The organism is Corynebacterium glutamicum ATCC 13032, assembly GCF_000011325.1.
GTDB lineage: Bacteria > Actinomycetota > Actinomycetes > Mycobacteriales > Mycobacteriaceae > Corynebacterium > Corynebacterium glutamicum.
This window is the reverse complement of record NC_003450.3, coordinates 852,403-877,399: the sequence shown is the minus strand read 5'-3', so window position 1 is coordinate 877,399 and position 24,997 is coordinate 852,403. Positions and strand designations below refer to the sequence as shown.

The window sequence follows — 24,997 nt, the reverse complement described above, 5'->3', positions numbered from 1 at the left end:
CCCCATGCAATTCGCCACCCTATAACGCAACCTCAGGGGATATTAACAACCTAGAAATTGAAAACTTTGCAAAACTTTGAGCTACCCCCAAATTGGTGGCTGGTCAACTAATCCCCGCGTTTTCAATAGTTCGGTGTCGCCAGTTTTGGGCGTTTTTCATCGTTTGGGAGACTGCGTGAAGAATCTAGGGTGCTAGGAACTGACAGCTTCAGGGTTATAGTTGTTGGGTCAGATCGTTAACGATCCCTGGCCCTTTTACTTCCAAGCGCAGAAAGTTGCCCGAAGACATGACCGACTTCCCCACCCTGCCCTCTGAGTTCATCCCTGGCGACGGCCGTTTCGGCTGCGGACCTTCCAAGGTTCGACCAGAACAGATTCAGGCTATTGTCGACGGATCCGCATCCGTCATCGGTACCTCACACCGTCAGCCGGCAGTAAAAAACGTCGTGGGTTCAATCCGCGAGGGACTCTCCGACCTCTTCTCCCTTCCAGAAGGCTACGAGATCATCCTTTCCCTAGGTGGTGCGACCGCATTCTGGGATGCAGCAACCTTCGGACTCATTGAAAAGAAGTCCGGTCACCTTTCTTTCGGTGAGTTCTCCTCCAAGTTCGCAAAGGCTTCTAAGCTTGCTCCTTGGCTCGACGAGCCAGAGATCGTCACCGCAGAAACCGGTGACTCTCCGGCCCCACAGGCATTCGAAGGCGCCGATGTTATTGCATGGGCACACAACGAAACCTCCACTGGCGCCATGGTTCCAGTTCTTCGCCCCGAAGGCTCTGAAGGCTCCCTGGTTGCCATTGACGCAACCTCCGGCGCTGGTGGACTGCCAGTAGACATCAAGAACTCCGATGTTTACTACTTCTCCCCACAGAAGTGCTTCGCATCCGACGGTGGCCTGTGGCTTGCAGCGATGAGCCCAGCAGCTCTCGAGCGCATCGAGAAGATCAACGCTTCCGATCGCTTCATCCCTGAGTTCCTCAACCTGCAGACCGCAGTGGATAACTCCCTGAAGAACCAGACCTACAACACCCCAGCTGTTGCTACCTTGCTGATGCTGGACAACCAGGTCAAGTGGATGAACTCCAACGGCGGCCTGGATGGAATGGTTGCTCGCACCACAGCAAGCTCCTCCGCCCTGTACAACTGGGCTGAGGCTCGCGAGGAGGCATCCCCATACGTGGCAGATGCAGCTAAGCGCTCCCTCGTTGTCGGCACCATCGACTTCGATGACTCCATCGACGCAGCAGTGATCGCTAAGATACTGCGCGCAAACGGCATCCTGGACACCGAGCCTTACCGCAAGCTGGGACGCAACCAGCTGCGCATCGGTATGTTCCCAGCGATCGATTCCACCGATGTGGAAAAGCTCACCGGAGCAATCGACTTCATCCTCGATGGCGGTTTTGCAAGGAAGTAATACCCCCACTTTGAAAAACACCCCGTACAGTTACACCAGTACGGGGTGTTTTTTAGTTAAGCTTGGGTGATCACTTAACCCAGCTAGAAGGAGTCAACATGCGGGAAATATTCCTGATCAGCGGTGATTCCACCGAATCATCCTTGGTTTTCAAGACCTCCGAAGAGGACGGCGCTGAGGAATTTTTCATTGCTGTAACAGATGAACTCCACGCCATTCTTGCAGGTCATAGCGAGATTAAGAGCGCCCCAGAACCCGAAGAACACAAAGAGGTCCCACCTCCTGTTCTAGAGCCGGTCGCTGCGGTAGAAGAGCCCCGTGAGGAAAAAGAAATTGACCCTCGTATCAGCGCTCCCCTGACGATGTCACCCCGCGAAATTCAGATTCGGGTTCGCTCAGGCGCCACCATCGAAGAATTAGCCGAAGAAATCGGCGTCACCGAAGCCCGCGTTGAGCCCTATGCCCACCCCGTTTTGCTGGAACGTGCCCGCATTGCCGACTTGGCTAAGCAATCACACCCCATCAGGGAAAATGGTCCTGCAAAACTGACTCTCTGGGAAATTCTTGCAACGGCGTTTGCCACTCGCGGCCACGATCTCACCACAGCACGCTGGGACGCCTACAAAGACGCCACCAACCAGTGGATCGTGCGAGTTGATTGGAAAGCAGGACTCAGCGACAACTACGCGGAGTGGACGTTAAACCTGCACAACACCAGCAATCCCACCGCTGATCCGCGGACCCCAGTCGCAGCCGATTTGATCGATCCTGAATTCATTCAGCCGGTACGTACCTTGACGTCCGTAAACTCCACCCAGGAACAGTACGACGACGAAACCGATGTTTTCGACACCGTACCAAGCCCTGACGACGCACCAGACTCAGAATCCGATGCCGTTGCTGAAATCACCAACGACAACGAACCTGAAGTCGATGCGGAAGGCCCACGCAACAGGCGTCGAAAAGCAGTAACCCCACACTGGGAAGATGTTCTTTTAGGAGTTCGCGCAAACACAAAGCGCCCGAAGAAATAGGATGTGCTGATGCCAAGTCAATTGGGAGAAAACGCGGCGATCGTCACCCTCTGGTTTGTTAGCGCATCCGATCCCCAATCCATCATCCGCTCGGAACCTCGGGCGGATCGTGGATATGGCCGAAAACTGTTGGCACAGCTCAACCCAACGTGGCCAATTACCCCCATCGGGCAGTTCGCCCTCAACAGATCCGTTCCTGCTAGTGCCAACGAGTTCTACATCGCTGGTTTTCCCGGCATCACCATCATTCAAACCGTGTTGGAAGATGTCACCTCTTTATCCAAGCTGAATCCTCGGTTACTGCGCAGCGTCCCGGCAACAGATGTCTACATTTTCGCCGTCAATGAAGAAACCACCCTTGGTGGCTTCGCACACATCTACAACGGTGAGATCAAACGATCCTTCATCGCCTATGAAGAGCGCGTCTTCGAAGACAACGGCATCCCCGGCGGCTTTGAAACCCCCTACTGGGCAGGCAAAAAAGGCACCCGGAAAACTGCGCTGTCGTTGCCCTTCAACCCCATCGAACTAGTCCACGAAGCACAACGTGCATGGCTCGGATTCGACGCCACCACCTCCCCTGACATCAACGTCGTTGCCTATGCCACCGATGGTCGCCCCGAGCCGCGCATCGCTGCACCCCGCATAATTAACAGCGAGGAAGTGACAAGGTCCGCCGTCGAAAAGCTAGGACTGCGCGAATCCGCCTTCTACGACGACTACGAAGAATACGAGGCACCCGATCGAGTGGTGTCCAAGCGCATTACCTCAAACGCGAAAAAAGCGGCCAGCTCAGCACAGAAATTTGGTAAATCTCTGTGGCGAGCCAGCCGCGAATTCGGGTCAAACATGGCGGAAAGACTCCGCCACACTGACCGCTAGCGCTACTACTTAGCGCTGTTACTTAACGCTGTGAGCGATCCCGTTCATAAAACGCAATCGCCGCCGAGGTAGCCAGGTTCAAGCTATCGGTACCCGGCGCCATCGGGATGCGGGCGCGGACATCGGTGGCGCGCATCGCATGCTCGGTCAGGCCTGGGCCTTCAGCGCCCACGAGTAGAGCCACTTTGTCTTTGCCTGCGAGCGCATCTTCGAGGTGTTCCGCCTCTGGATCTGGGGTGAGTGAAACGAGGTGGAATCCGGCTTCTTTGAGCTGCTCTAAGCTGCGCTGCCACGTGGTGTAGGTGCCTTCCAAGTGTGCGAACGGCAGGCGGAGCACGTGGCCCATTGAGACTCGAACGACACGTCGATACAAAGGATCGGCACAACCGTTGCCGAACAAGATGGCGTCAACGCCCATGCCTGCTGCGTTGCGGAACATGGATCCGATGTTTTCGTGATCGCCTACGCCTTCCAGCACCACCACGGTGCGGGCGTTTTCTAGAACCTGCGCAACACTTGCTTCCTCGGTGCGATCGGCTGTCGCCAGAAGTCCGCGGTGCATATCAAAACCTGCGACCTCTGCGAGGAGCTCGCGGGATACCTCATACACTGGGATGCCTTCAACAAGGGATGCATCGATGCTGTCGAGGAAAGAATCCAGCTTGTTTTTAAACCCGACGATCGCACGCACTGGGTAACGCGATTCCAGAAGCCGACCAACCACCAACGGACCTTCGGCAACAACAAGGCCTTTGCCACCGGGTAGGTCTGGCCGGGAATCGGAATGGTTGAGATCGCGGACATCATCCAGACGAGGATCTGCGGGATCAGAAATTACCGTGCGCGTTGTCATTAGCCGACAGCTTCCATGATGGGATCAATCGCGAAGAACACGACGAAGAGTCCAGCGACCAGCCACATCAGCCAGTGCACTTGCTTTGCTTTGCCTGCCGCTGCAGCCATGATGGCGTACATGATGAATCCAACGCCAATGCCGTTTGCAATGGAGTAGGTGAAAGGCATGATCACAATGGTCAAGAACGCTGGGAATGCGATGTAGAACTTGGAGAAATCAATCTCGGTAACCTGCCCCATCATCATCGCGCCAACAACTACAAGCACTGGTGCTGCTGCTTCGATGGGGACGATTTCATACAGTGGGGTCAAGAACATGGCAGCCAAGAACAAGGAGCCGGTGACCACGTTGGCAAGGCCGGTTCGTGCGCCGTCTGCAACACCTGCAGAAGAGTCAGCGAACACGGTGTTGGAGGATGCAGAGAAAGCACCACCGACAATGGCACCTGCGCCTTCCACAACCAGTGCCTTCTTAATGTCTGGAAGGTTGCCTTCATCATCAACCAAGTTGCCCTGCTTACCAAGAGCGGTCATGGTGCCCATGGCGTCGAAGAAGTTTGCAAGGACCAGGGTAAAGATCAGCAAGGTCGCGGCGACCACACCGATGCGGCTGAACGCACCGATCAAATCAACTGCGCCGACGATGGAAAGATCCGGGATGCCACCGAAGGAGTCTGGGAGACCAGGAACGGCGAGTGACCAGCCTTCTGCGTTTGCTTCACCATTTTCAAAGGACGCACCGGAATCAAAGATTGCTTCTGCGATGATCGCCAAAATGGTGGTTCCCAAAATGCCGATAAACAGTCCACCGCGAACTCGACGGACAACAAGGATGCCACAGAGAAGAACACCGACAACGAACACGAACGTTGGCCAAGACGCAATGGAACCATCAATGCCCAAAGTCACTGGCACAGTAGTACCGGCAGCATCTGGAATACGGCGAACAAAGCCTGCATCCACGAGGCCGATCATGGCGATGAACAGGCCGATACCCACGCTGATGGCCGCCTTCATGGATGCTGGGATCGCACGGAACACAGCAACACGGAAGCCGGACACAGCCAAAATAACAATGACCACACCGTCAAGGACCACAAGTCCCATTGCTTCCGGCCAGGTCAGGCCCTCACCTGAAACCAGTGTCACGGCGACCATGGTGTTAATTCCCAGGCCAGCAGCAATGCCGAATGGATAACGCGCAATCAAACCAAACGCGATGGTCATGACACCAGCGGCAAGCGCTGTTGCCGCTGCAACCTGTGCGATGCCTAGGGTGTTGCCCTCTACGTCAGGGGTGGTGCCAAGGATCAAGGGGTTGAGGATGATGATGTAGGCCATCGCGAAGAATGTGACCACACCTGCACGGATTTCCGTGCCAATGCTTGATCCTCGCTCCGAGATTTTGAAATACCGGTCTAGGGCTCCCCTAGTACTCGTTGATTTCCCTGACGTCATTGCCGGATACCTCAATTTCTATTCAAGTTGTGAGAAAGCTGGAAAACTCGTGGAAAACTCAGCTGATTCCACTAGCAAGGATTCTTCTTTTAGCTGAAACCTTTAGCGCAACAGAATTTTTCCATCTGCCTACCAGATGGGGCAAGTCCACCGCCTAAAAGTGATGAACCCACCAAAAACCCACCCCAGTGGCCCAAACCAATTTCACCTACGCCCACACTGTAACTCAAGGGGTGGACACGCTAAATCCGCAGTTTGGCTAGTAGGGTGATAATCTCAAATAAAATGCACTTTCACCAGCTTTTTCGATTCCGGAAGGTCTAACTACACGTCGTGGTGACCACAAGTTTTCTCATGGTTGACGGACACATCCGCAATCTTCAGGGCCACATCGATCGCCTCGAGGCGGCAGCCCCTACTGCTTCACAGTTCCATGATCGCATCATCACTCAATTGCGTGAAGCTCCGGGCAGTGTTCAGGCAGCTGTCACGATTGAAAATAACCACTATAACGTCGAGCTGCGCCCGCCCCGCAAGTTAAATTCACTGGTCACCCTTGATACCCACGGCCACCGCGATGAGCGCCTACATCCAAAGATTAAAGGCCACGATATCGCGTGGCAGAACACGGCCACCGCAAACAGCCGCCGCCAGGGCGCCGATGATGGATTGCTTGTCGACGAGTCCGGCCAGGTGATCATGGCTATCAATGCCTCTCTCTTGGCGATTAAGGGCGACACCGTGTTTCATTCCACGCACCCCAGGTCGCTGCCGTCTGTTCTGGAATCAACGGTCATTGCCTACCTGCAGGAACAAGGCTGTAATGCAAAGCCTCGAGAGCAAGGCTTCAACATCAATGATTTGCGCTCTTCGGAAGTGTGGCTGGTGGATTCTTTGTCCGGCATCCGTCGCGTCGCTGCATGGCTCGAATACGGTTCCAAATTCCCAGTCTCAGAAACGCGACCTGTGGCAGCTTTCGTGCCGACGTTTTCTGAAGTCAATGACTACCTATGGAGCACTGCACAGCAAGTGTAGGTCGCTCGACTGTTATTCTCGGGGCTGTGAAAAAGCTTGCATCCATAGCGATCCTCTCCAGCCTCCCTTTGGCTTCGTGTTCCACTCCTCCAACAGATTCAGAGGCTGTCGTTGAGCATCTGGTTCCAGAAATTATCTCCACCCACTCTTTTGATTCCACCTCGTTTACTCAGGGGTTGGAATTAGATGGCGACGAGCTGATTGTGGGAACTGGCCAATACGGTGGTTCCCGAATCTATCGCAGCTCCGTTGATGGCCAGGAATCTGTTTCCCAATCGCTTGATCCAGAATTCTTCGGTGAAGGCATCACCAAGTCTGGTGATGCCATCTGGCAGCTGACATGGAATGAAGGTGTCGCTTTCAAGCGTGATGCAGATACTCTCGAGGAGTTAGATCGCGTTTCATATAATGGCCAGGGGTGGGGAATTTGCTCAACTGACGATGCCCTCATCACCTCTGATGGAAGCTCCACCCTCACCTTTAGGGATCCGGAAACCTTTGCAGAGAACAGCACTGTAGATGTGACACTAGACGGCTCTCCGGTTGGGAACCTCAATGAGCTCGAATGCGTTGATGGCGAGGTATATGCCAATATTTTCCTCGATACAGACATCATGCGAATCGATCCGAACTCCGGCGAAGTCACCGCAGTGATCGATGCCTCAAATATTCCTAACAACGCCACACCAGATACAAACAATGTGCTCAACGGCATTGCACATATTCCGGATTCCGATCGTTTTTATATCACTGGTAAGCGTTGGCCTGACCTCTATGAGGTTAGATTCGTCCCTGCTGACTAGAATCAAGACTCATGGCAAGCCGGAAGACCAAGCGTAAAAACCTCATTCAGATTCTCAGCCTTATCGTTGCTGTGTTATTGGTGGTGATTTTGTCTGTGGTGTTCCAGCAATGGTGGAACAATCGCCCAGAGCCACTCCCCCAAGAGATCTCTATCTCAGCATCTTCTCCCGCTGGTGAAATCGAGGTATTCCCATTCAGCATGTGTGAACCAGGTGTTGAATGCGAAGAGAACGAGGTGCCAACGCTGGAAGTTGGTGCTGATGAAGAGTTGCACCTGACGATTCCAGAGGCAATTCATGATCATGACTGGTACTTGTTGACCATTTATGATGATCCGGCTGCAAATGACGAGTTCTACCACACCAGTTACGACGCCACCGAGGCAACCGTTCCTGGTTCTGTGGATCCAACCGAAGAGGGTGCGGAGCGCCCACGTCTGGTCGTAGTGGAAGTGTCCGCTGTGATGATCGGTGAGGATGAAAATGGTGAGGAAAGCCCTTACACCGTCACGTGGTCGCTATCCACGATGAACGAGTAACTCACTCACAAACAATAAGGAGAGGATCCGTTTTCGGATCCTCTCCTTATTGTTTTAAGACTCAAGCTCCTTCGCAACAACGCGAAGAATTTCTGCTACCTGCGCTCCAGCTTTGTGCTCCGGGTATTGCCCTTTGGCAAGGCCTGGTTGCACTCCACTTTCTAGAAGCGTGATGAGGTCAGAGATCATTCCGTTGAGCTCTTCTGGCTTGTATTTGTGCTGTGGACGCCTGCGTGGAGTTTCAAGAATCTTTATTCGAAGTGCTTGAGGGCCCTTACGGCCTGCGGCGAAGTCAAAATCGATTCGCTGTCCCTTGTGCAATTCGGTGACTCCCTTGGGAAGTACTTGCTTACCTACGAAGCAATCTTCACCACCTGGATTGGAGACAAAGCCGAAACCACGCTCCGCGTCGTACCACTTCACTGTTCCGACAGGCACTTGTCCTCACCACTTTCATTCCTAATTCATATGCTGATTCAAATTGATCAACTATTTTTGACCAGAAGAAATTATTATACACCGCAAGCATCGCGGTAAAAATTTCCCGGAAAGTTACATCGCTACCCGAAATATTCCAAATATGTAACATAAATCACACCCGATGATTCAGGCGGGATGACCTGCGACTTCAAGGTCGCACCAAAGTCAGATTGATATAGATTTCGTAAATAACGTGACACAATCGTGACCTTCGGGTTACCGTGTATCCCAGGCACCGCAACAGTTCATCTGCAAGTCCGGCTCATCGCCAAACCCTGTCTGGGGTCGGAAGTTGAACAACCTCCTTGGTGCAACAGAACTTTAAACCACAAACTCCCGCATTCATGTGGGCCATATTGCAGACAGGGACGGGGAAACCACCCACCATCTTTTCACAAAAGAAGGCATGGAGGCCAACTCCTTGGGGTGAAGCCAGACATCCACTGGCAGAGCAACTCCTCCGCTCTAACCCGACAGCTAACCTCGACGGCGACAAATGAGAGGAAAACTTTTCATGGGACGTCACTCCACTAAGACTAGCTCCGCGTTCACCAAGCTCGCAGCTTCCACCATCGCTTTCGGTGCTGCTGCAACCATCATGGCTCCTTCTGCATCTGCTGCACCTGATTCCGACTGGGATCGCCTCGCACAGTGCGAGTCCGGTGGTAACTGGGCAATCAACACCGGTAACGGCTACCACGGTGGTCTGCAGTTCTCCGCTAGCACCTGGGCTGCTTACGGCGGCCAGGAGTTCGCTACCTACGCATACCAGGCAACCCGTGAGCAGCAGATCGCTGTTGCAGAGCGCACCTTGGCTGGTCAGGGCTGGGGCGCATGGCCTGCTTGCTCCGCTTCCCTTGGACTGAACTCCGCTCCAACCCAGCGTGACCTCTCCGCTACCACCTCCACCCCAGAGCCAGCTGCAGCTGCACCAGCTGTTGCTGAGTACAACGCTCCTGCAGCCAACATCGCAGTTGGCTCCACCGACTTGAACACCATCAAGTCCACCTACGGCGCTGTCACCGGCACCCTCGCTCAGTACGGCATCACCGTTCCAGCTGAGGTTGAGTCTTACTACAACGCTTTCGTCGGCTAAATCTAGCTGCACTTTTTAAAAGGGAGGGAACCTTAAACGGGTTCCCTCCCTTTTTGCATGCCATTTCACGACGCGCCAGTCATCCTTTTGTGAATTGGGCACCAAGATTTCCTGATTTTGGCCACCATTTTGCCGAAACCTTGGTGCCGAAAGTACGCCCAGTAGAAAAACCGCATGAAAAAAGAGGCAACACCGCCGAAACGGGTTGCCTCTTTTTTAAGTTTCTTAGCGGTTGATCCGGGTGTACGGGTGAACGTATCCGGTCTCTTCTGCAGAAACTGGGAATTCCTTGTCATCGCCCCATGGGCTGGACGCGCCTGCGACCTTGGAGATGAGTTCAGTAACGACGTGTCCGTCAGCTGGATTGTGCTCCGGCCATGCCGGATCGACGAAGTGCTTCTTCTCTACGTTTGCCATGTCATACATTCTTTCAAACTCTGGGAACAAAAGTCACCTCAACAAGGCTTAAACTTAACAACATCATGAAAAAAGACTCCCCCATCCCCACCCTCAAGGGGTGGTTGGATACTCAAAGTGATGATCAGCTCTCCACAATCCTTAGAAATCGACCCGATACGGTTCTCCCTTTACCACCTAATTTGGCCTCTCTTGCTGCGCGTTTACAGCTGAGGGCGTCTGCGATTCGCGCGGTGTTGAAACTCAATGCGTTGGAACTTGGTGTGTTGGAGGCCGTGGCCAACCTTGGTGGTGAACTCCACCCGGTTACTGCCCCCGAAGTGGTGGAATATTTGCATGTGGCGTTGGCAGAGGATCTTCCAGCGCAAGACACGATTGGTGCGGCTCTTGCCACGCTGAAAAATTTCGCGTTGGTTTATGGCGATGACCAGTTGATGATTGCTCAGGAGACGATGCCTGCGTTGCCTGTTCATTGGCGGTTGCTTCCGGAGGTAAGTGATCGCGGGCAGAGTGAGGAACAGGTGAGGGAAAGCGTCGATAAGCTTTCTGATAGGCACCGCAAACTTTTGCACACGCTTGCGGCCTCGGGTGGCTTCGGTCTGACGCGCGATGCGGCGCCTGATGCGGATCCGTCGCGGCCGATTCCGCAGTTGCTGGCGTCGGGGTTGTTGGCGCGCGTGGATGAGCAGACCGTGCGCCTGCCGGCGATGGTGCGGCGTGTGATTGAGGGCCGCGAGCAGCTGCCCGCTCAGGTGCGCCCAATTCCGCGCACGGCGGCGCCAGGTTCGAATGATGGCGGCATTGCAGCCGGCCTTGAGGTGGTGCGGCACATGCGATTGCTTATCGACGCCCTCAGCCACGTTCCCGCCCCCACGCTGAAAGTCGGAGCCCTCGGTGTGCGCGTGGTGACTCGCCTGAGCAAGGAATTAGACCTTGATGAGACCGAGCTGGCACGTCTACTGAGTTTGGGTATGGCCAGCGGTCTAATCCGTAAAGGCGTGCCCGATCCATTGCCCATGGATGATGATGGCGGCGATTACGTCGCTCCCACCCCGCTGGCTGACGAATGGATGGAATATGATCTGGCGCACCAATTGGGCACGTTGATGTCTGGTTGGTGGAAGCAAACTTACGCGCCGTGGTTGGTGGGTCGGGCTGATGATAAGGACAAGCCGATCCATGTTCTCAGTAAAACAAGCATCATTGATTCGCTTCCTGATGCTCGTGCGAAGATCCTGTCCTCTTTATCTAGGGTTTTAGTGGACAATCTGCACGCGGATTTAGCATTCCATTATCCCCTTGCGGCGAGTCGGATGAATCCTGACACCATCACACAGCTGGTACAGGAAGCCCAGTGGATCGGAGCATATTCTCAAGGCGTGACCGCAGCGGGTCAGGCCTTAATTGATGGCGAAAACCCTACGGAGGTAATCAAGGCTCCTGCGCCGGTGGAGAATTTCATCGTGCAAGGCGATTTCACCATCATGGTTCCAGGACCACTAACCCCTGCGATGCAAAAAACCATGGATTCGATCGCATCGTTGGAATCACCTGGTTTGGCCTCGGTGTATCGACTCAGCGAGAAATCCATCAGGCATGCTCTGGATCTTGGGCTCACCACCCCGGAAATCTTGGAGTTTCTCAAAGAACATTCCATGACAGATCTGCCCCAATCTGTGGGCTATTTGCTCAGCGATATCGCCAGAAAGCACGGCACCCTCCGAGGCGGCCCTGCACTGTCCTATATCCGTAGCGACGATCCCGCTTTGCTGCATTCCGCAGTGGAGGCGGGCGCCGATGTGGCGCTTCGGCAGATCGCTCCCACCGTTGCGATTGCTCAAGCACCCCTGCTTCAGGTGATCACTGTGCTGCGTGCTGCCGGGTTCCAACCTGTGGCAGAAGACGGCGAAGGCGCAAGTCTGAATATCTCGCCATCCCCTGCACGTGTGCCCGCAGCTTCCCCACCACCAGTTGTTCCGGCACTGGATGAAAGCCGGGTACAGGCAGCAGTCAAAGCAATCCGACGGGAAAATTCAGCATCTCAAGGAACTGTTTCCACACAGCCAACTCTTTCGGTGCTGCAGGCTGCAGTGCGAGGGCAGCGCACGGTGACGTTGGGGTTCGTCGATAAGCAAGGCGTGGCCGTGCACCGCGTCGTCAAGCCTTTAACCGTCAACGCCGGGCAGGTGGACGCTGTGGATGAAGCCACAGGTGCGGTGCATCGTTTCATGTTGCACAGGATCACAGAAGTAATAGTGGATAACTAGCCTAGAAGTGACATAATGGACGTTTAAACCTCGTTAGGAGAAGCATTTCGTGGCTTTTGGCGATGGACCTTTAATCGTCCAATCCGATAAGACAGTCCTGCTAGAAATAGATCACCCCCAAGCAGGCGAAGCACGCATAGCTCTAGCACCTTTTGCAGAGCTCGAGCGTGCACCCGAGCATATTCACACCTACCGCATCACCCCTCTGGCGTTGTGGAACGCGCGCGCCGCAGGCCACGACGCCGAACAAGTCGTGGACATGCTGGAGCGTTTTTCACGCTTCCCCGTTCCGCAAGCGCTCCTGATCGACATCGCAGAGACGATGTCCCGCTACGGACGTGTGCGCCTGCACCGTCACCCCGCACACGGGCTGATCCTTGAATCTGGCGAACCTGCGATCCTGGTGGAAATCTCCCGGCACAAAAAGATCAAACCCATGCTGGGCGCACAAGTGGATCCTGAAACCATCGTGGTCCATCCGTCAGAACGCGGGCGCCTCAAGCAGGAACTGCTCAAGGTCGGTTGGCCAGCGGAAGATCTCGCGGGATATGTGGACGGTGAATCCCACCCCATTGGTCTCTCCACTGAATTTGAAGACTGGTCGCTGCGCGATTATCAGCAAATGGCAGCCGATTCCTTCTGGGAAGGCGGTTCCGGCGTAGTCGTGCTGCCTTGTGGCGCGGGTAAAACCATGGTCGGTGCAGCCTCCATGGCTCGCGCACAGGCAACCACCTTGATCCTTGTCACCAACACCGTGGCCGGCCGACAGTGGAAAGACGAACTTCTTCGCCGCACCACACTCACCGAAGACGAAATCGGTGAGTACTCCGGCGAACGCAAAGAAATCCGACCCGTCACCATCGCCACCTACCAAGTAGTCACCAGGCGTACCAAAGGCGAATACAAAGCTCTCGAGCTTTTTGATTCCCGCGACTGGGGCTTAATTATTTACGACGAAGTCCATCTTCTTCCCGCCCCCGTTTTCCGCATGACCTCCGACCTGCAATCCAGGCGACGCCTCGGACTGACTGCCACCCTCGTGCGCGAAGACGGACGAGAAGGCGATGTCTTCAGCCTGATCGGCCCCAAGCGTTACGACGCACCATGGAAAGACCTCGAGTCCCAAGGGTTCATCGCCACCGCCGACTGCGTAGAAATCCGATCCACCATGACCGATGCTGAGCGCATGGTGTACGCGACTGCCGAGTCGGCAGATCGTTACCGTCTAGCCGCCACTGCCCACACTAAGGTGGCCGTGGTGCGCAAACTCCTCGAAGAGCACGCTGGTAAGCCCACGCTGATCATCGGCGCATACCTCGATCAGTTGGAAGAACTAGGTGCAGAATTCAACGCACCAGTCATCGACGGCAAAACGCCCAACAAAAAGCGTGAAGCCCTCTTTGATCAATTCCGTTCCGGCTCGCTTTCCGTACTGGTTGTCTCCAAAGTGGCGAACTTCTCCATCGACCTGCCCGAAGCATCCGTAGCCATCCAGGTCTCTGGAACATTCGGCAGCCGACAAGAAGAAGCCCAACGCTTAGGCCGCCTCCTGCGACCCAAGCACGATGGCAGCGAAGCCCACTTCTACTCCATCGTCAGCCGCGACACCCTCGACACCGAATACGCAGCCCACCGCCAGCGATTCCTCGCCGAACAAGGCTACGCATACCGCATCCTCGACGCCGACGACATCCTCTTCCCACTACCCAAGAAAGAGCTATAACGTGCACAACTTCTCCTTCGACGTGGACGAATCCTACGCCAAGAAGAACAACGAAATCCTCCGCGACGCAAAGCGACTCCAGATCTCAGCACTGTGCCTTGGACTCATCCTCGGCGGCGGAGCCGTAGCCGTCTACCTGTTTTCTAACGGAGCAGTGTGGATGTGGATGATCGCCATCGTCATGGTCTTCCTCGCCCTGTTGAGCTTCATCATGATTCCTGTGATCCCCCGCCAAATGGGCAACGCACAAACGCTCTACGATGACTACGAACTAGCCCCCGCCATCATCGCAGAAGTAAACCCCCGCGATGTGGTCCTCCTGGCACTCGTCAACCGCAATGTGAACCCCGAAGCCAAACCAGAGTGGGCATTGGCCACCCGCACGATCGTTCGCGTCGGAGCACACGAACGTCGCCTCGGCGAACGTATCCCATCCGTCGCAATCACCGGCCGACGCACCGTCAAAGACCAAGACCACTGGGATGAAATCAGCCCCATGCCAATTACCTGGGGCACCACGGACAAAGACATCATCCGTGAAGCCGAGAAAACTATCCCCCACGAACTCTGGGCCAAACTAGAAAAGAACCGCGGCAAGTTGGAGGACGTTAAAAAGACCCCCAACAACCTGTTCAAACTATAGTTTCTTAATCCCCTTGAGACGCTCCGCAGCTTCGCGGAGCGTCTCTTCTTTTTTGCAAAACGCAAAACGAACCTTCGACGACCACTTCTTCGGATGATCCACAAACGCCTGCACCGGAATCGCCGCCACCCCAACCTTCTCAATCAACTCAAAACAGAACTCCGCACCATCACGATCCCCAATATCCGCAACGATGAAATACGTGCCCATACTGTCATGAGTCTTCAGCCCCGCCTTATCTAACGCAGTACGCAAAATATCCCGCTTGAGCTCAAGCCCCTTAGACATCTTTGACACCCACTTCTGCTCATGTTCAATCGCATGCGCCACAGCCGGCTGAAAAGGTGTAGCCCCCACATAAGACATAAACTGCTTCGCCTTCAACACCGCCTCCAACAACGGCTCCGGTGCCAACGCCCACCCCGTCTTCCAACCAGTCACATTGAACGTTTTCGCCGCCGACGACACCGTCACCGTGCGATCCCACATACCGGGCAGCTTCGCGACACTCACATGCTTCTGATCATCAAAAACAAGATGCTCATACACCTCATCTGACAACACCAACAAGTCATACGCACGAGCAACACCCGCCAACTGCTTCAACGCCTTCTTAGAAAACACCGAACCCGTCGGATTATGCGGCGAATTAACGATAATCATCCGCGTCTTCTTAGTCACCGCCGCATGCAACTTATCGACATCCACATCCCACGAGTTCTCCACCTCCTGCAAAGGAACCGCCACCCGCGTCGCCCCCGCCAACGCAATAGCCGCCGCATACGCATCGTAATACGGTTCCAAAACGATCACTTCATCCCCAGGCTCCACCAAACCCAACACAGTCGCCGTAATCGCCTCAGTGGCCCCCACCGTGATCAACACCTCCGAATCAGGGTTGTACTCCAGATCAAACCTCTCCAAATGATCACGAGCCACAGCTGCCCTCAACGAAGCATCCCCACGCCCCGCCGAATACTGATTATTTCCCCCGAGAATCTGCTCCGACGCGATCTCTAACATCCGACGAGGACCATCCTCATCAGGAAAGCCCTGACCAAGATTGATTGCACCCGCCTCAACAGCTCGCTGGGTCATGGTTGCAAAAATCGTTTCACCAAAGGGTCTAAGCCTAGAAACGACGAAGTCATTACTCATGCAGCTACTATATTTGATCCCCCATTGATTGGTGCGCAAAGGATTCAATTAAGCAAAAAGTTTGTGCTTGTCGACGCTTGCCCCCAGCGTGCGTGCCGCGTGCACAAGGGGCCCAAGACCCCCACAAACACAAAAAAAGAGAGGGTGCGGTGAACACACAACCATGTGTATCCACCACACCCCCTCAAACACGAATAAACCCAGAAACACACAGTGTTTCTGGGCTTATCCATACTATTTTAAGTTTTTGGTCGGCGGTAACCTACTCTCCCACACCCTCCCGAGTGCAGTACCATCAGCGTAACCAGGCTTAGCTTCCGGGTTCGGAAAGGGACCGGGCGTTTCCCTGCTACTATCACCACCGACACAACCACACACCACACCAACCAAAGGTTGGTTGTGCTGTGTCAGACACTGCATAATGGACGCGAACACATATTGTTCTGTTTTCGTTACGTTGCGTTACACCAAACCGTAATGGTTTGTTGTTATCGGTAAATTAGTACCAGTCACCTCCACACCTCACAGTGCTTCCAGATCTGGCCTATCAACCCCATAATCTCTAGGGAACCTCAAAAGAAACCTCATCTCGAAACAGGCTTCCCGCTTAGATGCTTTCAGCGGTTATCCCTCCCGTACGTAGCCAACCAGCCCTGCTCCTGGCGGAACAACTGGCACACCAGAGGTACGTCCGTCCCGGTCCTCTCGTACTAGGGACAGCCTTCCTTCAAGTTTCAACGCGCGCGGCGGATAGAGACCGAACTGTCTCACGACGTTCTAAACCCAGCTCGCGTGCCGCTTTAATGGGCGAACAGCCCAACCCTTGGGACCTACTCCAGCCCCAGGATGCGACGAGCCGACATCGAGGTGCCAAACCATCCCGTCGATATGGACTCTTGGGGAAGATCAGCCTGTTATCCCCGGGGTACCTTTTATCCGTTGAGCGACACCACAACCACAAGTAGGTGCCGGATCACTAGTCCCGACTTTCGTCCCTGCTCCACCTGTCAGTGTCACAGTCAAGCTCCCTTGTGCACTTACACTCACCACCTGATTACCAACCAAGCTGAGGAAACCTTTGGGCGCCTCCGTTACATTTTAGGAGGCAACCGCCCCAGTTAAACTACCCACCAGGCACTGTCCCCAACCCAGATCATGGGCCAAGGTTAAGACATCCAATCCGATCAGAGTGGTATTTCACCAACGACTCACACACAACTAGCGTCATATGATCACAGTCTCCCACCTATCCTACACAAACCGAATCAAACACCAATACCAAGCTATAGTGAAGGTCCCGGGGTCTTTTCGTCCTGCCGCGCGTAACGAGCATCTTTACTCGTACTGCAATTTCACCGGGCCTGTGGTTGAGACAGCAGGGAAGTCGTTACGCCATTCGTGCAGGTCGGAACTTACCCGACAAGGAATTTCGCTACCTTAGGATGGTTATAGTTACCACCGCCGTTTACTGGGGCTTAAATTCTCAGCTTCGCCTTACGGCTAACCGGTCCTCTTAACCTTCCAGCACCGGGCAGGCGTCAGTCCGTATACATCAACTTAAACGTCTTCGCACGGACCTGTGTTTTTAGTAAACAGTCGCTTCCCTCTATTCTCTGCGACCACAACACGCTCCCAACGAAAAGTTGTTCACACGCCGTGGCCCCCCTTCTCCCGAAGTTACGGGGGCATTTTGCCGAGTTCCTTAACCACAGTTCACCCGAACGCCTTAGTATTCTCTACCTGACTACCTGTGTCGGTTTAGGGTACGGGCCGAATATCAACATCGCTAGAGGCTTTTCTCGACAGCACAGGATCACCCACTTCACCCTTTACGGGCTCCGCATCACGCCTCACACAAAAACAGTGCGGATTTACCAACACTGCGTGCCACACGCTTACACCACAATCCAATAAGTGGCTGAGCTACCTCCCTGCGTCACCCCATCACTTAGCTACTACCAGATCAGGTCCCACGCAACCACACACCACAAAAAAGCAAAGCCTTTTCGCGGGTGCTTATGGGTGGTTAGTATCACTGATTCACCATGGTCGCTCATACTCGGGTACGGGAATATCAACCCGTTATCCATCGACTACGCCTGTCGGCCTCGCCTTAGGCCCCGACTCACCCTGGGAAGATTAACTTGACCCAGGAACCCTTAGTCATCCGGCGGATACGTTTCTCACGCATCATTCGTTACTCATGCCTGCATTCTCACTCGCACACACTCCACCCAAGGTCACCCCAAAGCTTCAACGCATGCACGACGCTCCCCTACCCAACAATCCTATAAAGATCATTGCCGCGGCTTCGGCGGTGTACTTAAGCCCCACTACATTGTCGGCGCGGAATCACTCGACCAGTGAGCTATTACGCACTCTTTCAAGGATGGCTGCTTCTAAGCCAACCTCCTGGCTGTCTTCGCGACCCCACCTCCTTTTCCACTTAGCACACCCTTAGGGGCCTTAGCCGGCGATCTGGGCTGTTTCCCTCTCGACTACGAAGCTTATCCCCCGCAGTCTCACTGCCGTGCTCTAACTTACCGGCATTCGGAGTTTGGCTGATGTCGCTAAGATGTTGGTCCCGCTAAACCATCCAGTAGCTCTACCTCCGGCAAGAAACACACGACGCTGCACCTAAATGCATTTCGGGGAGAACCAGCTATCACGGAGTTTGATTGGCCTTTCACCCCTACCCACAACTCATCCCCTCAGTTTTCAACCTAAGTGGGTTCGCGCCTCCACAACCTCTTACAGCTGCTTCACACTGGCCATGGGTAGATCACTCCGCTTCGGGTCCAAGACATGCCACTAAAACACCCTCGTTAGGATTCGGTTTCCCTACGGCTACCCCACACGGGTTAACCTCGCGACATGCCGCTGACTCGCAGGCTCATTCTTCAAAAGGCACGCCATCACACCACAAAGGATGCTCTGACGGATTGACAGCACACGGTTTCAGGTACTATTTCACTCCCCTCCCGGGGTACTTTTCACCATTCCCTCACGGTACTAATCCGCTATCGGTCATATCAAGTATTCAGGCTTACCGGGTGGTCCCGGCTAATTCACAGCAGATTCCACGAGCCCGCTGCTACTCGGGGTATCAACAACCACACACACCACCATGATCTTCGTGTACAGGACTCTCACCTTCTACGGCAGGTGTTTCCACACCACTTCCACTAACCACGCAGCACATGCCCACATCCGGCAGAATATGAACGTCATTGCCCCACAACCACCTACATGCAACCCCTGCCGGGTATCACACACATAAGTTTTAGCCATCATCCACGTTCGCTCGCCACTACTAACGGAATCACAATTGTTTTCTTCTCCTACGGGTACTGAGATGTTTCACTTCCCCGTGTAAACCTCCACACCAGCTATACATTCACTGGCAGGTAACCACACATCACTGCGGCTGGGTTTCCCCATTCGGACATCCTCGGATCAACGCTTAGTTGGCAACTCCCCGAGGCATAACGCAGCCTCTCACGTCCTTCATCGGCTTGATATGCCAAGGCATCCACCGTGTGCCCTACAAAACAACAAACAAAATACTATAACCCACACACAAAGTGCGGGCGCGTTCGGTATCACACAACAAAAAACAAAAAAATAAAGATGCTCGCGTCCACTATACAGTTCTCACACAACACACCACCCCCACCACAACCAAAGAACACAACATTCTCTACCCGTGTTGACGATGCTCGATGTTAGAAACAACCCACACACACCACCAAAAGGTGATGCTTGCGATGTCATTCCAGACACCCAACAGCATGCCACCTATTAATCACAGCACTGTTTGCTGTGTTGTTGTCACCCGAGGGGTCATCTCCACCCGATTAAAAATATGTTGATGGCAACCACATACGGGTTCCAACACCAACAACCCACCAACCAGACACAGTCTGATGTGGGTTAATAAAGCTCCTTAGAAAGGAGGTGATCCAGCCGCACCTTCCGGTACGGCTACCTTGTTACGACTTCGTCCCAATCGCCGATCCCACCTTCGACAGCTCCCCCCTAAAAGGTTGGGCCACTGGCTTCGGGTGTTACCAACTTTCATGACGTGACGGGCGGTGTGTACAAGGCCCGGGAACGTATTCACCGCAGCGTTGCTGATCTGCGATTACTAGCGACTCCGACTTCATGGGGTCGAGTTGCAGACCCCAATCCGAACTGAGGCCGGCTTTAAGAGATTAGCTCCACCTCACGGTGTGGCAACTCGCTGTACCGACCATTGTAGCATGTGTGAAGCCCTGGACATAAGGGGCATGATGATTTGACGTCATCCCCACCTTCCTCCGAGTTAACCCCGGCAGTCTCTCATGAGTACCCACCACAATGTGCTGGCAACATAAGACAAGGGTTGCGCTCGTTGCGGGACTTAACCCAACATCTCACGACACGAGCTGACGACAACCATGCACCACCTGTGAACCGACCACAAGGGAAAACGTATCTCTACGCCGATCCGGTCCATGTCAAGCCCAGGTAAGGTTCTTCGCGTTGCATCGAATTAATCCACATGCTCCGCCGCTTGTGCGGGCCCCCGTCAATTCCTTTGAGTTTTAGCCTTGCGGCCGTACTCCCCAGGCGGGGCGCTTAATGCGTTAGCTGCGGCACAGAAGTCGTGGAAGACCCCTACACCTAGCGCCCACCGTTTACGGCATGGACTACCAGGGTATCTAATCCTGTTCGCTACCCATGCTTTCGCTCCTCAGCGTCAGTTACTGCCCAGAGACCTGCCTTCGCCATTGGTGTTCCTCCTGATATCTGCGCATTTCACCGCTACACCAGGAATTCCAGTCTCCCCTACAGCACTCAAGTTATGCCCGTATCGCCTGCACGCCCGAAGTTAAGCCCCGGGATTTCACAGACGACGCGACAAACCACCTACGAGCTCTTTACGCCCAGTAATTCCGGACAACGCTCGCACCCTACGTATTACCGCGGCTGCTGGCACGTAGTTAGCCGGTGCTTCTTCTCCAGGTACCGTCACCTAAAAGGCTTCGTCCCTAGCGAAAGGAGTTTACAACCCGAAGGCCTTCATCCCCCACGCGGCGTCGCTGCATCAGGCTTGCGCCCATTGTGCAATATTCCCCACTGCTGCCTCCCGTAGGAGTCTGGGCCGTGTCTCAGTCCCAATGTGGCCGTACACCCTCTCAGGCCGGCTACCCGTCGACGCCTTGGTAGGCCATTACCCCACCAACAAGCTGATAGGCCGCAGGCTCATCCCACACCGCACAAGGCTTTCCACACCACCCCTACGGTGGTGTGAATATTCGGTATTAGACCCAGTTTCCCAGGCTTATCCCAAAGTGTAGGGCAGATCACCCACGTGTTACTCACCCGTTCGCCACTCATCCACCAAAGCAAGCTCCGGTTTCAGCGTTCGACTTGCATGTGTTAAGCACGCCGCCAGCGTTCGTCCTGAGCCAGGATCAAACTCTCCACAAAAAACAATAAATAGATTGTTCAGGCCGTGAAAAGCCCAACACCTGACAAAAACAACAACACCCCCACCAACCACACACAGTGCGATCAGATAATGGGGTGTTACTGGCATTATCAAAAAATAATGATTCTAAAAAAACACCACAACCCACATAAGGATCATCGTGTCTTCAACGTGGGCCTAGTCCCTTGACGGGGAACAAGCAGACCCACAAAATCATGCCAACAATAAGATTATTGTTTACAGTGATGGATAAAATTGGCGATCCACCACCCGGCATGACCCACCACAACCTAAGTGGTTGTGGTAGTGACAAAAATAATAAATGGCACACTATTGAGTTCTCAAACAACATACGCACACTCTGAAAACAAGATACAATGTTTGTACTTGCTCCCCTAGCAGCTTGATTGACCTTACAGAGTCGATTTAAAAAAGTCAAAGTTTCTTTTTTAATCATTCTGCATGTCTTAACCAGCTTGTAACCTCTTGGCCACGTTGCTGGTGTGCGTTTAAATGTACGTTACTCCCAGATTTTCTACAAATCCGCAGGTTGAAGCGCTTTCCGCCCGACTCAAGCTCAAATAGCCCGAGAAAAAAGAAAAAGCCGACATCAAATGTCGGCTTATTTCTCTTCATTTAGTGGTAGCAAGCAATCTTGCCGTGTGGTCCTTCAATAACTTCGATCTCTGTATTGAAGATTTCTGAAAGGATCTCGTTTTTCATGATCTGTTCAGGTGTTCCCTCTTTTTCGATCATTCCGTGCTTTACGGCCACGATGTAATCGGCGTAGCGCGCGGCGAAGTTGATGTCGTGAAGAACCACGATGATGGTGCGGCCAAATTGGGCTGCAGCATTCTCGAGGTGTTTCATCATTTCCACCGAGTGTGCGATATCAAGATTGTTGAGGGGTTCGTCGAGAAGCACGTAGTCCGTCTCTTGGCACAGCACCATGGCGACATAGGCGCGCTGGCGCTGGCCGCCGGAAAGCTGGTCGAGGTAGCGGTCTTCGAGTTCGGTGAGATTGAAGAAGTCGATGTAGCGGGAGATGATTCCCTCGTCTTCTTCCGTCAGCCGGCCCTTGCTATATGGGAAGCGTCCGAAACCTACGAGCTGGCGCACGGTCAGCTTGGTAACAAAGTGGTTTTCCTGGCGCAGGATGGAGATGATCTTGGCCAGATCTTTGGATGCGGTTGAGGTGACATCGTAGGAGGCTACGGTGATGTTGCCTTCATCGATGCCGAGGAGTCGACCGATCATGGTGAGCAGTGTTGACTTGCCTGCACCGTTTGGGCCGACCAACGCGGTGATGCCGCCGGCTGGGATCTCAAGGTTGACGGGGCCGATGGCAACGTCGCTGGAGTATTCCTTGCGGACATTAGTTAACGTAATCACAGTCTGCCCTTTCTGAGGATGACGATGAGGAAGACGGTACCGCCGACCATCTCAATAATGATGGACACGACGCCTTGTGCGCGGAACACGTGGTTCATGACAAAGTAAGCGCCGCTGAGTACGACGAATCCGATGAGTGCGGACATCGGAAGGATGTATCGGTGGTCGTAAGTGTCGGCGAATTGATATGCCAAGGTCGCGACCAAGAATCCGAGGAATGTCATCGGTCCGACAAGTGCGGTGGATACTGCCATTAATACAGAGACGAGAACCAGTGTGTAAATGGAGGATCGTCGGTGATTAATTCCAAGGTTGGTTGCGGCATCTTTGCCAAGCCCTACAACGTTGAGGCGTCGAGAGCTTAGCAGCAACAAGACGGACGCCACTACTACTAGTGGAACAGCAATTGGGAAGTATTCGGTTTCCGCGTTGTTTACTGATCCGAAAAGTCGGGCGGAAAGAATATCGAATTCTGATGGGGTCAGAATGCGCTGCATAAAGGTGGAGATGGATCCGAGTCCGCCACCAATGATGATGCCGACAAGCAGCATGGCGTGCATATCGCCGCGTTTTCCGGAAAGCAGCCAGGTGTAGAGGACCAAGGTCAAAAGAACCATGATCACCAGCTGGCCGACAAACATTTCGAGATTTCTGGTGGCCAGCAGTGCAGTTGCGCCGAAGAAGAACACTGTGGAGGTATGAATCAGTGTGTAGAGAGATTCAAAGCCCATGATCGACGGCGTGATAATGCGGTTGTTGGTGACGGTCTGGAACGCAACCGTCGCAAAGCCTTGGCAAACCGCAACAATCAGCATGACAAAGACCGACTCCATGCGTCGTTCTGCAATCAGCGCGAAGGCCGGATGCCCAACGGGCATCGGGTTCTTGTACCAAATGAGGCCCCAGGTGAAGGCAAGCGCGGTGACCAGCAGCGCGGCCATGATGATCCAGTAGCGGCGCTTGGCGCGCGCTGTTTGGAATGCACCTGAGGTGCGTCGTTTGCTCGGCGCTGATGCTAGTTCGACATCGGTGCGTCCCTCGACCGTTGCTGATTCCTCCATAGTTTCCCATCGAGAAAGGTCTGAGGTGCGGTTTTCAATATCTTTATCCACGGCCACGTTGCCTCACAATCATGATCACGAAGACCACTGCGCCGATGATGCCCAGGATTACTGAAACTGGAATTTCGAAAGGCGCGATGATGGTTCGGCTGATCAAGTCACAAATGGTTACGATCGCGATGCCGGTTAGGCATACCCATGGCAGGTTCGAGCGCAGGTCATCGCCACGGAACATGGACACAACGTTGGGCACGATGAGTCCGAGGAATGGCAGGCTACCAACCACGACGGTGACCACACCTGTTGCGATGGCGATGAGGCCAGTTCCGATAAGGACCATGCGGTTGTAATTGAGACCCACGTTTGTCGCGATTTCCTCGCCAAGGCCAGCTACGGTGAGCCGGTCTGCGAAGAAGAACACTGCAATAACGACGATGACAACGATCCACAGCACTTCGTACTGTCCGCGGAACACTGTATTAAAGGAACCCGCAAACCATGTTCCCAATTGCTGGAGCATGTCGAATTGCAAGGCGAAGAAGCTGGAGATCGATGACACCACGGCACCGAGCATGATGCCGATAATCGGGACGATCAATGAGGAACGCAGTGTTACTCGGCGTAGAAAGAGGAAGAACACCATGGTTCCGATGAAGGAAAACACCACGGCACCGAGCATGCGATCCAAAACGGTCGCGGCTGGCACGAAGTAAATCACGAAGAGGAGGCCAAGACCTGCCCATTCGGTTGTTCCTGTGGTGCTGGGTTCCACGAATTTGTTTTGGGTCAACAGCTGCATGACTAAGCCACACATCGCCATTGCTGCACCGGACAAAATGAGGGAAACGGTACGCGGGATGCGAACTGCCTCGAACATCAGTTGGCCATCATCGCCACCGAAAATGTCGTATTGGCCGGTGAGGAGGGAAAGCACCACGAGGCCGGCGACGAAAATGATGCCGATGAGAAGCTTCCAATCAAAAAGCTTGGCTCTGGTGCGTTTGAGACGTGGTTCGGAAGTGGGAGCCGATGCTGGTGTTGCCATCAGTGCCGATCCCCTTCCCTGTTAAACCGATTGTGTGTCATGTGTGGAACCTGGTTTCCTACAGTTTTTAACTAACGAGAACTTGCGGCCAAAACGAGGTCTTGGTTCTCAATTCAAAATATTTATTTAAGACAAGTAAAAAGGCTGCCTTGTTCTTTACAAGACAGCCTTTCATATTAGAGCCTAACCTAAGAAATTTTTACGCATAAAACTTT

The 24,997-nt window shown here is 53.9% G+C and carries 18 protein-coding genes, 3 rRNA genes and 1 riboswitch; of the genes, 10 read left to right on the top strand and 11 right to left on the bottom strand.

The genetic code is table 11. The features are described 5' to 3' along the window. Positions 1 to 287 precede the first annotated feature (287 nt). The 3 genes from serC (at position 288) to CGL_RS04155 (ending at position 3,334) form a co-directional block, all read left to right on the top strand. Complete coding sequence (gene serC / locus CGL_RS04165) at positions 288 to 1,418, top strand: phosphoserine transaminase (RefSeq protein ID WP_011013913.1); 1,131 nt, start codon at positions 288 to 290, stop codon at positions 1,416 to 1,418. 98 nt (positions 1,419 to 1,516) lie between these two features. Next, on the top strand, positions 1,517 to 2,452 hold the full coding sequence (gene sepH, locus CGL_RS04160; RefSeq protein ID WP_011013912.1) for a septation protein SepH: 936 nt from the start codon (positions 1,517 to 1,519) through the stop codon (positions 2,450 to 2,452). 9 nt (positions 2,453 to 2,461) lie between these two features. After that, a complete protein-coding gene (locus CGL_RS04155) occupies positions 2,462 to 3,334 on the top strand; it encodes a DUF6928 family protein (RefSeq protein ID WP_003858320.1) in 873 nt (290 codons plus the stop codon). A gap of 22 nt (positions 3,335 to 3,356) precedes the next feature. Here the strand turns inward: CGL_RS04155 and CGL_RS04150 are convergent, their stop codons facing one another. Then, entirely contained in the window at positions 3,357 to 4,187 is an 831-nt protein-coding gene (locus CGL_RS04150; protein ID WP_003862361.1) for a TrmH family RNA methyltransferase, read from the bottom strand. After that, positions 4,187 to 5,530: an NCS2 family permease gene (locus CGL_RS04145; RefSeq protein ID WP_003862359.1), complete on the bottom strand. Its 1,344-nt coding sequence runs from the start codon at positions 5,528 to 5,530 to the stop codon at positions 4,187 to 4,189. The genes CGL_RS04150 and CGL_RS04145 overlap by 1 nt, the downstream gene beginning before the upstream one ends. Before the next feature lie 450 nt (positions 5,531 to 5,980). Between CGL_RS04145 and CGL_RS04140 the strand changes: the two genes are divergently transcribed. From CGL_RS04140 to CGL_RS04130, 3 genes are read left to right on the top strand one after another with little or no spacing between them, the layout of a single operon-like run. Continuing rightward, complete coding sequence (locus CGL_RS04140) at positions 5,981 to 6,682, top strand: aminotransferase class IV (protein ID WP_011265629.1); 702 nt, start codon at positions 5,981 to 5,983, stop codon at positions 6,680 to 6,682. Continuing rightward, complete coding sequence (locus tag CGL_RS04135) at positions 6,658 to 7,485, top strand: glutaminyl-peptide cyclotransferase (RefSeq protein ID WP_042383007.1); 828 nt, start codon at positions 6,658 to 6,660, stop codon at positions 7,483 to 7,485. Before CGL_RS04140 ends, CGL_RS04135 begins: the two co-directional genes overlap by 25 nt. 11 nt (positions 7,486 to 7,496) lie before the next feature. Then, positions 7,497 to 8,024, top strand: coding sequence for a DUF2771 domain-containing protein (locus tag CGL_RS04130; RefSeq protein WP_003858312.1), 528 nt, complete (start codon positions 7,497 to 7,499; stop codon positions 8,022 to 8,024). Between the two features lie 54 nt (positions 8,025 to 8,078). Here the strand turns inward: CGL_RS04130 and CGL_RS04125 are convergent, their stop codons facing one another. Continuing rightward, positions 8,079 to 8,462, bottom strand: a complete 384-nt coding sequence (locus CGL_RS04125) for a cold-shock protein (RefSeq protein ID WP_003858310.1) — start codon at positions 8,460 to 8,462, stop codon at positions 8,079 to 8,081. Between the two features lie 381 nt (positions 8,463 to 8,843). Next, a riboswitch (cyclic di-AMP (ydaO/yuaA leader) is annotated at positions 8,844 to 9,012 on the top strand. 6 nt (positions 9,013 to 9,018) lie between these two features. On the opposite strand from CGL_RS04125, the gene rpf1 reads away from it, so the two are divergent. Then, positions 9,019 to 9,600 carry a resuscitation-promoting factor Rpf1 gene (rpf1, locus tag CGL_RS04120; RefSeq protein WP_003862355.1) on the top strand — a complete coding sequence of 194 codons (582 nt, stop codon included), beginning with the start codon at positions 9,019 to 9,021 and terminating at the stop codon, positions 9,598 to 9,600. A gap of 225 nt (positions 9,601 to 9,825) precedes the next feature. Here the strand turns inward: rpf1 and CGL_RS04115 are convergent, their stop codons facing one another. Continuing rightward, entirely contained in the window at positions 9,826 to 10,017 is a 192-nt protein-coding gene (locus tag CGL_RS04115) for a hypothetical protein (RefSeq protein ID WP_003858306.1), read from the bottom strand. 65 nt (positions 10,018 to 10,082) lie between these two features. Between CGL_RS04115 and CGL_RS04110 the strand changes: the two genes are divergently transcribed. From CGL_RS04110 to CGL_RS04100, 3 genes are read left to right on the top strand one after another with little or no spacing between them, the layout of a single operon-like run. Next, positions 10,083 to 12,284 carry a helicase-associated domain-containing protein gene (locus CGL_RS04110; RefSeq protein ID WP_011013909.1) on the top strand — a complete coding sequence of 734 codons (2,202 nt, stop codon included), beginning with the start codon at positions 10,083 to 10,085 and terminating at the stop codon, positions 12,282 to 12,284. 49 nt (positions 12,285 to 12,333) lie between these two features. Then, positions 12,334 to 14,007 carry a DNA repair helicase XPB gene (locus tag CGL_RS04105; RefSeq protein WP_003858302.1) on the top strand — a complete coding sequence of 558 codons (1,674 nt, stop codon included), beginning with the start codon at positions 12,334 to 12,336 and terminating at the stop codon, positions 14,005 to 14,007. Between the two features lies 1 nt (position 14,008). Beyond that, entirely contained in the window at positions 14,009 to 14,650 is a 642-nt protein-coding gene (locus CGL_RS04100) for a DUF3239 domain-containing protein (RefSeq protein WP_011013908.1), read from the top strand. Here the strand turns inward: CGL_RS04100 and CGL_RS04095 are convergent. The 7 genes from CGL_RS04095 to CGL_RS04065 all read right to left on the bottom strand — a co-directional run bounded on the left by CGL_RS04095 (position 14,645) and on the right by CGL_RS04065 (position 24,782). Further along, the gene (locus CGL_RS04095) at positions 14,645 to 15,808 is read right to left on the bottom strand and encodes a pyridoxal phosphate-dependent aminotransferase (protein ID WP_011013907.1); all 1,164 of its coding nucleotides are present in this window, start codon (positions 15,806 to 15,808) and stop codon (positions 14,645 to 14,647) included. The two genes, CGL_RS04100 and CGL_RS04095, sit on opposite strands and share 6 nt — an antisense overlap. A gap of 249 nt (positions 15,809 to 16,057) precedes the next feature. After that, positions 16,058 to 16,174 (bottom strand): 5S ribosomal RNA (gene rrf, locus CGL_RS04090). Between the two features lie 113 nt (positions 16,175 to 16,287). Next, positions 16,288 to 19,367 (bottom strand): 23S ribosomal RNA (locus CGL_RS04085). Between the two features lie 391 nt (positions 19,368 to 19,758). Continuing rightward, a 16S ribosomal RNA gene (locus CGL_RS04080) occupies positions 19,759 to 21,283 on the bottom strand. The 16S, 23S and 5S rRNA genes sit together here, the layout of an rRNA operon. A gap of 637 nt (positions 21,284 to 21,920) precedes the next feature. Further along, entirely contained in the window at positions 21,921 to 22,676 is a 756-nt protein-coding gene (locus tag CGL_RS04075; protein WP_011013906.1) for an iron ABC transporter ATP-binding protein, read from the bottom strand. After that, positions 22,673 to 23,788 carry an iron chelate uptake ABC transporter family permease subunit gene (locus CGL_RS04070; protein WP_003863478.1) on the bottom strand — a complete coding sequence of 372 codons (1,116 nt, stop codon included), beginning with the start codon at positions 23,786 to 23,788 and terminating at the stop codon, positions 22,673 to 22,675. The genes CGL_RS04075 and CGL_RS04070 overlap by 4 nt, the downstream gene beginning before the upstream one ends. After that, positions 23,781 to 24,782: an ABC transporter permease gene (locus tag CGL_RS04065; protein ID WP_003863480.1), complete on the bottom strand. Its 1,002-nt coding sequence runs from the start codon at positions 24,780 to 24,782 to the stop codon at positions 23,781 to 23,783. Before CGL_RS04065 ends, CGL_RS04070 begins: the two co-directional genes overlap by 8 nt. Positions 24,783 to 24,997 lie beyond the last annotated feature (215 nt).